The organism is Terrirhizobium terrae (genome assembly GCF_030323265.1).
In the GTDB taxonomy this organism is placed as follows: domain Bacteria; phylum Pseudomonadota; class Alphaproteobacteria; order Rhizobiales; family Rhizobiaceae; genus Neorhizobium.
This window is the reverse complement of the sequence record NZ_CP104992.1, coordinates 2,001,999-2,014,259: the sequence shown is the minus strand read 5'-3', so window position 1 is coordinate 2,014,259 and position 12,261 is coordinate 2,001,999. Positions and strand designations below refer to the sequence as shown.

At 63.4% G+C, this 12,261-nt stretch carries 9 protein-coding genes and 5 pseudogenes; 6 read left to right on the top strand and 8 right to left on the bottom strand.

Annotation, left to right across the window (positions count from 1 at the left end; all coding sequences use genetic code 11):
- Nucleotides 1-1,265: pseudogene (locus N7E02_RS17625) on the bottom strand (MFS transporter).
- A 95-nt stretch (nt 1,266-1,360) separates the two neighbouring features.
- Between N7E02_RS17625 and N7E02_RS17620 the strand changes: the two are divergent.
- Nucleotides 1,361-2,233: a LysR family transcriptional regulator gene (locus N7E02_RS17620; RefSeq protein ID WP_286583600.1), complete on the top strand. Its 873-nt coding sequence runs from the start codon at nt 1,361-1,363 to the stop codon at nt 2,231-2,233.
- On the opposite strand, the pseudogene N7E02_RS17615 reads toward N7E02_RS17620, so the two are convergent.
- A pseudogene (locus N7E02_RS17615) lies at nt 2,234-2,784 on the bottom strand (glyoxalase superfamily protein). It abuts the gene before it with no gap.
- Nucleotides 2,785-3,090: 306 nt separating this feature from the next.
- Between N7E02_RS17615 and coaBC the strand changes: the two are divergent.
- Both coaBC and N7E02_RS17605 read left to right on the top strand, forming a co-directional pair.
- Complete coding sequence (coaBC, locus tag N7E02_RS17610; protein WP_286583598.1) at nt 3,091-4,299, top strand: bifunctional phosphopantothenoylcysteine decarboxylase/phosphopantothenate--cysteine ligase CoaBC; 1,209 nt, start codon at nt 3,091-3,093, stop codon at nt 4,297-4,299.
- Nucleotides 4,300-4,314: 15 nt separating this feature from the next.
- Nucleotides 4,315-4,679, top strand: a pseudogene (locus N7E02_RS17605) (MmcQ/YjbR family DNA-binding protein).
- Between the two features lie 12 nt (nt 4,680-4,691).
- Here N7E02_RS17605 and N7E02_RS17600 read toward each other — a convergent pair.
- Nucleotides 4,692-5,497, bottom strand: a pseudogene (locus tag N7E02_RS17600) (class II glutamine amidotransferase).
- A gap of 266 nt (nt 5,498-5,763) precedes the next feature.
- On the opposite strand from N7E02_RS17600, the pseudogene otsB reads away from it, so the two are divergent.
- From otsB to N7E02_RS17585, 3 genes and pseudogenes are all read left to right on the top strand, one after another.
- A pseudogene (otsB, locus tag N7E02_RS17595) lies at nt 5,764-6,571 on the top strand (trehalose-phosphatase).
- Nucleotides 6,572-6,635: 64 nt separating this feature from the next.
- The gene (gene otsA, locus N7E02_RS17590) at nt 6,636-8,015 is read left to right on the top strand and encodes an alpha,alpha-trehalose-phosphate synthase (UDP-forming) (protein ID WP_286583596.1); all 1,380 of its coding nucleotides are present in this window, start codon (nt 6,636-6,638) and stop codon (nt 8,013-8,015) included.
- 83 nt (nt 8,016-8,098) lie between these two features.
- A complete protein-coding gene (locus tag N7E02_RS17585; protein ID WP_286583595.1) occupies nt 8,099-8,308 on the top strand; it encodes a TOBE domain-containing protein in 210 nt (69 codons plus the stop codon).
- A gap of 57 nt (nt 8,309-8,365) precedes the next feature.
- Here the strand turns inward: N7E02_RS17585 and N7E02_RS17580 are convergent, their stop codons facing one another.
- The 5 genes from N7E02_RS17580 to N7E02_RS17560 form a co-directional block, all read right to left on the bottom strand.
- Nucleotides 8,366-8,653, bottom strand: coding sequence for a putative quinol monooxygenase (locus N7E02_RS17580; RefSeq protein WP_286583593.1), 288 nt, complete (start codon nt 8,651-8,653; stop codon nt 8,366-8,368).
- 156 nt (nt 8,654-8,809) lie between these two features.
- The gene (gene tsaA, locus N7E02_RS17575; RefSeq protein WP_286583592.1) at nt 8,810-9,337 is read right to left on the bottom strand and encodes a tRNA (N6-threonylcarbamoyladenosine(37)-N6)-methyltransferase TrmO; all 528 of its coding nucleotides are present in this window, start codon (nt 9,335-9,337) and stop codon (nt 8,810-8,812) included.
- A 2-nt stretch (nt 9,338-9,339) separates the two neighbouring features.
- On the bottom strand, nt 9,340-10,122 hold the full coding sequence (locus N7E02_RS17570) for an ABC transporter ATP-binding protein (RefSeq protein ID WP_286583893.1): 783 nt from the start codon (nt 10,120-10,122) through the stop codon (nt 9,340-9,342).
- Nucleotides 10,123-10,124: 2 nt separating this feature from the next.
- Complete coding sequence (locus N7E02_RS17565) at nt 10,125-11,150, bottom strand: FecCD family ABC transporter permease (RefSeq protein WP_374730711.1); 1,026 nt, start codon at nt 11,148-11,150, stop codon at nt 10,125-10,127.
- On the bottom strand, nt 11,147-12,184 hold the full coding sequence (locus N7E02_RS17560; RefSeq protein WP_286583590.1) for an iron ABC transporter substrate-binding protein: 1,038 nt from the start codon (nt 12,182-12,184) through the stop codon (nt 11,147-11,149). The genes N7E02_RS17565 and N7E02_RS17560 overlap by 4 nt, the downstream gene beginning before the upstream one ends.
- Nucleotides 12,185-12,261: the final 77 nt, after the last annotated feature.

The following is a 12,261-nucleotide window of genomic DNA, read 5'->3' as shown; positions in this document are numbered from 1 at the left end:
TCAGATCCTAGCCAGCCTGCGCGAGCCGAGTGCGGCAAGCAGTGCCAGAAGCAGCATGCCTCCGGTGAAGGCCGCGACAGCCCACCAGCCATCGGCGCTCCAGAAATGGCCGCCGAGGGAGCCGGCGACGCTGGAGCCCAGATAATAGCCGAGCAGGTAGAGCGATGAGGCATGGCCCTTGGTGCCGCGGGCAAGACGTCCGACCAGCGCGCTCGCCACCGAATGGGCGATGAAGAAGCCTATCGTGATCAGCACGATGCCGAATATGATAATCGGCAGCGGTGCAAAGATCGTTGCGATGACGCCGAGCAATGCCAACAGCACCCCTGCCGGCATGACAAGGAAATGGCCGAAGCGGTCGCCCGCCTGTCCCGCGATCCAAGAGGCCGCGACGCCGAAGAGATAGACCGTGAAGATCAGGCCGAGCTGGGTCTGGTTCAGGTGATAGGGCTCGTTCAAGAGGCGGAAGCCGATATAGTTGTAGATGGTGACGAAGGAGCCCATCAGCAGGAAGCTGACGGCAAACAGAAGCGCCAGCGCCGGATGCCTGACATGCCCGCTCCAGGCCGTGACATGGTAGCGGGCGGTCGAGCGCCGCGGCGTGAAATTGCGCGATGGCGGCAAAAGCACGAGGAACGCGATGGCTGCGGCAATGCCCATAAGCCCCATGCCGGCCATGGCGCCGCGCCATGAAACATATTCCGTCAGCATGCCGACGATGACGCGGCCCGACATGCCGCCGAAGGCATTGCCGGCGATATAGAGCCCCATCGCGGCGCCGAGCCCCTTCGGATCGATCTCTTCCGACAGATAGGCCATGGCGACGGCCGGCACGCCGCCGAGCAGCAGGCCTTCCAGCGCGCGGATGGCCAGGAGCGCGTTCCAGCCCGGAACGAGGGCGCAGGCAATGGTGCAGAGGAAGCGCCGAGCAGCGAGACGAACATCAGGCTCTTGCGGCCAAAACGCTCCGAGACGGCGGCGGCGCAGAAGATCGCGACCGCGAGGAAGCCGGTCGACAGGGAGAGCGAGAGCGAGCTTGCCGCCGGGCTGACCGAAAACTCTTCCGCGAAGATCGGCATCAGCGGCTGGACGCAATAGAGAAGCGCGAAGGTGGAGAAGCCGGACATGAAGAAGGCGAGGCTGGCGCGCTTATAGGCCGGCGTGCCCTTGACCAGAAACTGCCTCTCCTCCGGTTCCGGCTGTTGCACTTGAACGGAGGGATTTGAGGACGCGGTGGCGACCTTCAGCGAGGCGGTGGAGGGCATGTCTTGAAAACCTTTCGATACGAGAAAGGTAGCCAATCGGTGCATATCAGTCCAATATATGGGGCAGGCTTTCCTGATAGGTTCTACAGATACCGATGGAACTTAGGCACATCCGCTACTTCCTCGCCGTCGCCGAGGCGCATAATTTTACCCGGGCGGCGGAGAAACTTGGCATCGGCCAGCCGCCGCTCAGCCAGCAGATCCGCGATCTTGAGACGGAGGTCGGCGCGCAGCTGTTCCACCGGGTGCCCCATGGCGCGGAGCTGACGGAAGCGGGCCAGGCCTTCATGATCGATGCCCGGATAGCGCTTGCTGCAGCAGAGAATGCCAAGCTCGCCGCCCAGCGCGCCGCTCGTGGCGAGACGGGCAGGCTGGCGCTCGGCTTCACGGCATCAGCCGCGTTCAACCCGGCGGTTACCGGTACGATCCGCCGGTTCCGCGCCGAGTGGCCGGGCGTGTCGCTCTCGCTCTTCGAGATGAATAGCAAGCTTCTGGTGGAAAAACTGGCACGCGGCGAGATCGACGCCGCCTTTATCCGGCCCGGGCTGGAGGACCCGCAGGAAATGCGGCTGAAGCGCATGGAGGACGAGCCGATGCTGGTGGCGCTGCCCGCCAACCACCCACTTGCCGCTTCCGCCAGCATCCGGCTTGCCGAACTTGCTGAAGACCCGTTCGTGCTGTTCCCGCGCTTCGTCGGTCTCAGCCTCTATGACGATATCGCCAAGGCCTGCCGAGAGGCGGGGTTCGAGCTTTCCGTCTCCCAGGAAGCGCCGCAGATCCCTTCCGTCGTCAATCTCGTTGCCGCCGGGTTCGGGGTGTCGATCGTACCGGCTTCGATCGCCAAGATCGCTATCGAAGGCGTCGTCTTCAAGCCGATCGACGGGCCGCCGCTGATCGCGCGGTTGGGGATCGCCATGCTGAAAAGCCAGCGGTCCCCGGTCGCGCTCAACATGGTGGCACTGGCCTGATCAGCCCTTGATTTCCCGCTCGCAGAAGGTGATGCGGTTGTTGAACGGGTCGATGACCGTCACTTCAAGGCCCCAGGGCGCCTGTTCGAGACCCGGCCGCATATAGGAGTAGTTCTTGCCGATCAGCTCTTTCTGGAAGGCTGCGGCACCCGTGATCGGTACGAAGGCGCGGGCACCGGGCGAGGCGTCGCCCGCATGCTCCGAGAGATGCAGCAGCATGCCGCTGCGCGACACCTGGCAATAGAGGGAGCGTTTGGGCCGAAGCGGTGTTCCCAATCCACCGTGAAACCGAGGAAATCCCGGTAGAATTCCATTGCTTTCGCCACATCGAAGATTCGGAAGATCGGAATGGGCGGCTGGATGGAGATCTGATCTTTCCGTTCGGCCGGATCCGCCGCCTCGATCTTTGCAGCCAGAATATTCCAGTCGTCATAACCGAACTGGGCCGCGACGACTTCGAGAGCCTTGCTGTGGGGGATTTCAATCGCCTGTTCGGCCAGCGCTTCGCGCAGGCTCTTGGCCATCAGTTTCGCATCGCGGAAATCGCGCATGACATCATCCTTTCAATGGACGAACGATAAAGGGTCTCAACCCGATCAGGGCCCGCATTGCTGATCCGTTCGTCATCATTGGCCGGATGGCTTGCGATGAAGGTCGGGTGGATGCATTCACCATGGCGCTTGCGCGCTGCGGGCGGCTGGCCGCATCCGGCCATGGGCGAATGCTAGCGCAGCGCCGGGAGCCGCGCAAGCGCCCTCCTCGTTCACCACGCGGGCGGAAAGGCGATTGCAAGTTGAAGGGTGAAACCTTAGCTTCCGGCCAGTTTCGCAAGTGAGCAAAGTCATCTGAGCAAAGTCATGGAACTGAACGGCAAGCGCATTCTTCTGATCATTTCCGGCGGCATCGCGGCCTACAAGAGCCTCGACCTGATCCGCCGGCTGCGCGAGCGCGGCGCCGAGGTCCGGTCCGTCATGACCACGGGCGCGCAGGAATTCGTGACGCCGCTTGCCGTCGGCGCGCTGTCCGGCGGGCATGTCTATACCGATCTCTTCTCGCGCGAGGACGAGCAGGATGTCGGCCATATCAGGCTGGCGCGCGACTGCGACCTCGTGCTTGTGGCGCCGGCGACGGCGGACCTGATGGCGAAGATGGCCCATGGGCTGGCGGACGATCTGGCGAGCGCCGTGCTTCTGGCCACCGACCGGCCGGTGCTGATCGCGCCTGCGATGAACCCGAAAATGTGGAATGCCGCGCCGACGAAGCGCAATGCCGAGATGCTCAAGGGCGACGGCATAGCCTTCATCGGCCCGATGGTCGGCGAGATGGCCGAAAGCAGGGAAGCGGGTATCGGACGCATGGCCGAGCCACTGCAGATCGTCGATGCGGTGATCGCTCTGTTCGACAGCGCGCCGAAGCCGCTCAAGGGCCGCACGGCGATCGTGACCTCCGGCCCGACCCATGAGCCGATCGACCCGGTGCGCTATATCGCCAACCGCTCCTCCGGCAAGCAGGGACATGCGATTGCCGCCGCGCTGGCGAAGCTCGGCGCCGAGGTGACACTGGTCTCCGGCCCGGTGACGATCCCCGGTCCGGCCGGTGTGACGACCGTGCGTGTAGAAACGGCAAGCGAAATGCTGGATGCCGTCGCCTCTCGCCTTCCCGCCGATATCGCCGTGATGGTGGCGGCAGTCGCCGATTGGCGGGTTGCGAGCGAGGCCGGGCAGAAGATCAAGAAACAGCCGGGCGAGGCTCCCGCTCCGCTGCAGCTCACCGAGAACCCGGATATCCTGAAAACGGTCGGGCACCATGATAAGCGCCCCGCGCTGGTCGTCGGCTTTGCCGCCGAGACGGAGAATGTCGAGGCGAACGGCCAGGCCAAGCTGGAGCGCAAGGGCGCCGACATGATCGTCGCCAATGACGTTTCGCCGCAGACCGGCATCATGGGCGGTGACCGCAACCGCGTGAAGATCATCTCCACCGACGGCATCGATGAATGGCCGGATCTTTCCAAGGATGAAGTGGCCGACCGGCTGGCGGCGCTGATTGCGGCCAAGCTTTCTAACTGACGGAGGAGGCATGGGATGAGCCTGTTCACGCGGAAAGGGTTTGATGCCTTCGTGACGGCGCTGCCCGGCACATTCCTTGTCGATCAGTGGGGCTCGCATGTCGCCAAGGTCGGCGAGAAGGTTTTCACCCTGCTCAATGAAGGCGGTGATGCCCGCGTCGTCGCAAAATGCACGGAGGAGAGTTTTGAAATCTGACCGCGCTCGAAGGGATCAACCAGGCGCCCTATTTCGCCAAGCGCAAATGGGTGGAGATCCATGCGAGCGCACCGCTGTCGCAGGACGAAGTGGCGCATTATCTCACCCGGTCCTACGAACTGGTCGCGGCCGGGTTGACGAAAAAATTGCGGCAGGAATTCGGGATTACGCTTCCGGCGAAATGACGGCCGTTCGCTTTATGCTGCTTGCGACAGAAGCTTCGGCTGGAACAGCAGTGCCTGCATGCCGTCGGGGCAGACGCGAACTGCGCTGCCGTCGGGGATTTCCACCCAGGTATCGGCCTCATCGTTCAATGGCTCGGAGACCAGACAATAGCCGCTCTTGGCGCCCGCCGTGCCGCCCATCGGCGCGGCATAAAGCGTCGGCGGCTTGTGATCGGTCGCATAGCGCACTGCATAGAGCCGCTTGCCGTCGGAGAAACAGGCGGTGAACCGCACCAGAGCCTCGCCGGATTTTTCCATCGACAGCACCTCGACCGTCGCGATCGCCTGTTCCATCGCGCTGAGGGGTCGGCATCGAGGCCGAATTGCAGGGCAAGCATGAAGATCAGCTCGCTATCCGTCGTTCCCGTGCGGGAGCCGAAAAGCTCGTCCGACAGGAGGCTTTCGAGAGGGCGGCGGATGCGCTCGAAATTGGCGATCTGGCCGTTGTGCATGAAGGACCAGTGGCCGTGCACGAAGGGATGGCAATTGTCGCGGCGCGTGGCACCCGTCGTGGCGGCGCGGACATGGGCGAGAAACAGCGGCGAGCGGATCTGCCGGGCGATGCTTCTCAGATTGCAGTCGGACCAGGCGGGGAGAACATCGCGGTAGCGGCCCGGCTCCGGCCGGTCGCCATACCAGGCGATGCCGAAGCCGTCGCCGTTGGTCGCCGTCTTGGCGCGGGTGGCGCAATGGGATTGCTCTATGAGCGAATGGGCAGGAGACGAGACAAGCTCTTCCAGATAAAGCGGCTCACCGCGATAGGCTGCCCAACGGCACATCGGTCCAGTTTCTCCGAACGATGCCGGCGCAACGAAGCCGGCTGTTAAGGAAGGGTGGAATTATTCGGCTAATGAATGGTTAAGCTATCAGTATTCGCGACAAAATTGCGACGGTCATGACCCCACATTTTGCAACGCATAGTAAACTGTGGCGCATCCGCAACGGCTGCATCGCGTTGGGACGAAACCGTACAGAAGGCCCGATTTGCGGCCATTCCGTGGCGGCGAGGGTTGCCGGCGGCCTAGCGCGGACTAGATACCCTGTCATGTCGCAGCAAGCACAGTCCAGGCCAGGCCCGACCTCGGCCGGCCTCACATCGTCCGAAACATCGCTTTCGGACCTTCTCAACGATACCGATCGCTGGGCCCTCTTTCTTGATATCGACGGAACGCTGATCGACCTTGCGGAGACGCCTGATGGCATTGTGGTGCCGCCTGATCTGCCCGGCCATCTCGACGCCGTTTCGAAAAAGCTCGGCGGCGCGCTGGCGCTGGTGACGGGACGTGCCCTGCCCTATGCCGACAAGCTGTTCAAACCGTTCGAGTTTCCGATCGCCGGCCTTCACGGCGCCGAGCGCCGGATGGCGGATGGCACAATCGATCGCGTCAGCGTCACGCCCGAATTCGAAGCTCTGAAAACACGTCTCGCGACTGAGACCGCCGGATGGGACGGTGTGCTGATCGAGGACAAGGGTGCGGCCGTCGGCGCCCATTACCGGCAGGCGCCGGAGCGTCAGGCGGATCTCGAGCGCCTGATGGAAAAGGCGGCGACTGAGGCCGGCGACGAATTCAAGCTGCAGCGCGGCAAGATGGTGATCGAGCTTCGCCCCGCCCGCGCCAGCAAGGGGAGGCGCTGAAAGCCTTTCTGAGCGAGACGCCTTTGCGGGCCGCCTGCCGATCGCGATCGGCGACGACCTGACGGACGAGGCGATGTTCAAGGCGGCCAATGCGCTTGGCGGTCGCTCGGTGCGGATCGGTGAGGCCAGCCTTCCCGATGGAAGCCCGACGGAGGCAACCATGCTTCTCTCCTCCAGTGCCGAGTTGCGTGACATTCTGGCCGGTCTCTCCCGTTGACGGGGCCCGACAAGGGCCCAGCAACGGGTACAGCCGCACTATTGATACCTGAAAGGAATTTGCCTTGAGCCGCCTCGTGGTCGTTTCGAACCGTGTCACCGTCCCGAAAAAGGTCGGTGACGCCCCCGCAGGCGGGCTCGCCGTCGCCCTGCAGGCCGCTCTCGAAGAGCGCGGCGGCATCTGGATGGGTTGGTCGGGCAATACCAGTGGCGAGCGGGATCCGGAAAAAATGGATATCCGCGAACACGGCAACATCACCTATGCACTGACCGACCTGACGGACAGCGATATCGAGGAATATTACCACGGTTTTGCCAACCGGGTGCTCTGGCCTATCTGTCACTACCGACTGGATCTCGCCGAATACGGCCGCAAGGAAATGGCCGGCTATTTCCGCGTCAACCGCTTCTTCGCCCACAAGCTGGCGCCGCTTCTCAAAGAAGACGACATCATCTGGGTGCATGACTATCACCTGATCCCGCTCGCCGCAGAACTCAGGCAGATGGGTTTCAAGAACAAGATCGGTTTCTTCCTGCACATCCCCTGGCCGCCGGCCGACGTGCTGTTTGCCATGCCGGTGCACGAGCAGATCATGCGCGGGCTGTCGCAATATGACCTCGTCGGCTTCCAGACCGATTACGACCTCGACAATTTCGGCGGCGGTCTGGTGCGTGAGGGGATCGGCGAGCGGCTCGAAGGCGGCAAGAAATTTTCCACCTACGGCCGCACCTTCAAGGGCGGCGCCTATTCGATCTCGATCGAGACCAAGCCTTTCGCGCAGTATGCGGTGAAGGCTGCGCGCAATCCGATGGTGAAGAAGGCCCGCGAGAGTATCGAGGGCCGGGATCTCATCATAGGTGTCGACCGGCTCGACTATTCCAAGGGCATTACCCAGCGCATCGACGCGTTCGAGCAATTCGTGCGCCTGAATCCCGCCTATCAGAACCAGGTGACCTATCTGCAGATCACCCCGAAATCCCGCTCGGAAGTGCCGGAATACGAGCAGATGCAGCGGACGGTCGCCGAACAGGCGGGCCGGGTGAACGGAGCGCTCGGCCAGGTCGACTGGACGCCGATCCGCTACGTCAACCGGTCGATCGCACGGCCGCTGCTTGCCGGTCTTTACCGGCTGGCCAAGATCGGGCTCGTCACGCCTCTGCGCGACGGGATGAACCTTGTCGCCAAGGAATATGTGGCGGCGCAGGATCCGGAGGATCCGGGCGTTCTGGTGCTCTCCCGCTTTGCCGGTGCTGCCCGCGAACTGCAGGGCGCGCTGCTGGTCAATCCCTACGATATCGAGGGAACGGCCCATGCGATCGCCCGCGGCCTCAGCATGTCGCTGGAAGAGCGCAAGCAGCGCTGGCAGGCGATGATGGACCATCTTACCGAATACGACATCAATCGCTGGTGCGACGATTTTCTCAAGGATCTGACATCGGACTGAGGCGCGTCATATTACTTGAGTGACAGCCGCGGACCGGGTTGGTTGGCGGCTTCTCAGCAGCCTGTTCAAACCGGAGAGCCATCATGAAGATCAGCGCGCGCAACCGCTTCAAGGGCAAGGTCGTCGACGTCAAGAAGGGCGCGACCACGGCCCATGTCCGTATCGACCTCGGCAACGGCCTGATCGTCACATCCTCGATCACCAACGAGGCTGTGGACGAGCTCGGCCTCGCCGTCGGTGGCGACGCCTATGCGGTCATCAAGGCATCCGATGTCATGGTAGCCGTCGACTGAGATTGCAGACGGGGCGGAGTGTGTCCGCCCCCATCGTTCGCCTATAGAGTCTGAAAATCAGGCATAGACCTTGAGTGTGTGCTGCTTGAGCGGCTCGGCGAGGATTTGCCTATGGATCTCGGCCAGTTCCTGCAGATAGGGCTGGGCGAAATGGGCGTCGAGCGCCGCCTGATCCCGCCAGGTTTCGCGGATGAAGAAGGTGCCCGGCGCATCGACATCTTCCAGCACGACAAACTGGATGCAGCCTTCCTCCCGGCGGGTCGGCTCTACGATCGCAAGCGTTGCCTCGCGCAACTGGTCTTCCTTGCCCGGCTTGGCGCGGAAGGCGAAAATGGCTTCAATCATGTGATGGCTCCTGATCGATAAAATATTGGCCCTGGGGATATGGGGCCAAGAGGCGGGACGACAGTGTCGCGCCATCGATGGGAGCCAAATTATCCGGCGCATTCAAGGGACGGGAGGTTGCAAATCGCCTCTGGTCATCAGGCCTTGGCGCCGCGCTCACGCCTTCTGGCAGTAATGGGCAGTCGGCGCAGTCTCATCCGTCTGGAAATCGCCGGGCTGGGGCGGCGCGATGGGCTTGAACAGGGTGCGATCCGGTTTCAGATCGAGAAGCGGCGTGCCGTCGAGGCAATCCAGCCCGCGCACCAGCAGCACATTGCCCTCAACACCCTCTAACTTCACGATCGAGGTGCCGATCGGGTTCGGCCTGACCGGGGAGCGGAGCGAAAACGTGCCATGCACCTTGCCATTGCTCGCCGGGCTCTGCAGCACGAGATCGCGGCGGGACTGATGCAGCCAGTAGAGGATTTCCAGCCGCTCGAAGACCTCCACACCCTTCAGGGCCGGCACCCATGGCTCGTAGATCTCGATGCGGCAGATCGGCCCGTCATGACGGCCCTGGCGCGGCGTTTCCATGCGCGATGTCCAAGGGGTGGAGATGCGGCCGATAAAAGTGAGACCGGCATCGGTCGGTTCTGGCGCCGAGACCTGAACCTCGTTCTCGCGGACTTCGTTTTCGCGCACCATCATCATTCTCCCGTGTTGAGACGCGGCGATGAGACCTGGAAACTGCCGCCCGGCAGCACGCCCATCACCACATCGATATCATAAAGCCGTTTGACCGTCGCAGGCGTCAGCACCTCGGCCGGTGGTCCCAATCCCGCAAGCCTCCCCTCGTGCAGCAGCGCCACCTGATCGGCGACCATGAAGACATGGTCGGGATTGTGGGTGGAGAGCACGATCGCCATGCCCTCCGCCGCCAGTCGGCGGACATGGGAGAGCACCCGCATCTGGTTGCCGTAATCGAGGCTGGCGGTCGGCTCGTCCATGACGAGAACCTTCGGCTCCTGCGCCAGCGCGCGGGCAATCAGCGTCATCTGCCGCTCGCCGCCGGAGATTTCCGTATAGGGACGATCAGCCAGATGGGACATGCCGAGCCGGTCGAGCGCATCCGCGGCGATCTCGCGATCCCGCCTGCCCGGCGCGGAAAAGGGCGCCACCCTTGCCGCCCGGCCCATCAGCACAACGTCACGCACAGTGAAGGGAAAGAGAGCCGCATGGGCCTGTGGAACATAGGCGATCCGTTTCGCCCGCTCCGCGCGGCTGAGCGTCGCGAGGGAGGCGCCATCGAACAGCACATCGCCCGCCTGGGGCGGCAGAAGCCCGAGCATGGTCTTGAACAGCGTCGTCTTGCCAGCACCGTTCGGCCCGAGCAGCGCCAGAACCTCGCCGGGACCGAGCGTCAGCGAAACGCTGCTGCCGATGGTGCGGGCGCCATAGCCGAAGGAGAGGTCTCGCAGCTCCAGCATCAGGATCAGCCCCGCTTTCCCGATGCCAGCAGCCAGAGGAAGAAGGGCGCGCCGACGACGGCGGTGAGAATACCGAGCGGAATTTCCGTGAGGGCGATGCTGCGGGCGAGCGTATCGACGATCAGCATATAGCCGCCGCCGAGCACGATGGAGGCAGGCAGAAGGCGACGGAAATCCGGCCCGACGAGCAGCCGGGCGATATGGGGGATGACGAGCCCGACCCAGCCGACGATGCCGGCGATCGAGACAGAGGCGGCGGTGATCAGCGTTGCGCCGACGATCAGCGCCAGCCGCGTCACGCGCGTATCGACGCCCAGCGTCTGCGCTTCCTCGTCACCCAGCGTCATCACGTTCATGCGCCAGCGCAACAGAAAGAGCGGCAGAAGGCCGAGGACCATGGCGGGCAGGATGGAGGCGACATCGGCACGGTTGACCGCCGTCAGGCTGCCGAGCAGCCAATAGGTGATCGCCGGGAGCTGGTCATAGGGATCGGCAAGGATTTTTATCAGCGAGATGCCGGCACCGACGACCGCCCCGATCGCCACGCCTGCCAGCACCAGCGTCAGCACCGGATCACGCCCGCGCACCGCTGCGCCCACCGCATAAACCGCGCCGACGGCCAGAAGCCCGCCGCAAAAGCTCATGGCCTGGATCACCGGCACCGGCATGCGTAGAAAGATCGCCAGAACCGCGCCGAGGCTTGCGCCGGCGGAGACGCCGAGAATATCCGGCGAGACGAGCGGATTGCGGAACAGGCCCTGATAGGTGGCGCCGGCCGCCGCCAGTGCCGCGCCGATCAGCAGACCAGCCATGACGCGCGGCAGCCGGACGTTCCAGATCACCGTCTGCTGGATCGGATCGATATTTCCCTCGCCGCCCGTAAGACCTGCGGCCAGTGCCCGCAGGATGGTGCCGGGCGGCACCCAGTATTTGCCGATCGCCAGGGACCCCAGCGTCAGCAGCACCAGGCCGGTAACGCCAAGGGCGATCAGCTTCCAGTTTGCGCGCTCCATATCCGCTTCAGGTCTCATCCGGGATTAGCTGTGGCGCCCTTGAGCAGCGTGTCAAGCTGGGCGTCGGTCACGTCGACCTGATAGAAGAGCTTGAAGAAGGTTTTGACATCCGCCCTGAGATCGCCCGGAAAGGCCTTTGGATAGAGCAGCGCTTCCAGCCAGCGAATGCCGATCAGGCGATTGATGCCAGGAGGCGCATCGAACCAGCCGAAGGGCAGCGACGGCGTGGCAAACACCTTGCCATCCTTCACCGCTGTGACGCTGGCCCAGGACGGATCGCTTCTCACGCTGGATGCAAATTTGGGGCTCGCGGCGAGAATGACCTGCGGGTTCCAGCCGAGCACCTGTTCGAGCGAGACATTGGTGAGCCCGCCCTTGCCGGCGGACGCCGCGACATTGGTGGCACCGGCCGCTTCCAGGATTTCCAGATTGATGGAGCCGGCAAGCCCGGTCTCCAGTCCTTCCGGCCCACGTCCGTAATAGACCTTGGCGCGTTCGCCGGCCGGTACTTTCGCCAGTCCTTCATCGAGGGATTTCAAGGTGTTTTCCGCATAGGTGGCCAGTTCCTCGGCACGCGGCTTGACGCCCAGCAGATCACCCACCTGCCGCAAAGTCTCAGCCGAGTTTTTGAAACTGCCGTCGATCAGCACATAGGGAATGCCGGTCTGCTGCTGCACCTTGTCGGCAAGCGAGATATAGGTCGGGTTGACGCTGCCGACATCGATGATGAGATCGGGCTTAGCCGCGATCACCGCCTCCATATTTGCCGTGCCGCCCTGTCCGGTCAGCCGGCCGAAGGTCGGCAGGTCACGGACGGAGGGCGCGAGAAACTCCTTCTCGGCCGCGCCCGGCTCGCGCACCCAGCCCGTCAGCTTGTCCGGTGCCAGCACATAAACCAGAACCGAGGCAGGCGGCCCGGCCGTCAGCACACGGGTGACATTGTCCGGGATTTCCACTATCCGCCCGCCGGCATCGGTGAAAGGCCGGGCAAATACGGTGGCGGAGCAGAAGGACAGGAAGGCGATCGCGACGGCGCTGACCAGCTTCAGCATGAGGAGCCTCCAGGTGAATTGAAGCGCAGTATGGCATGACGAGATATCCGATGGAATATGTCGCCTCGGCACCACGC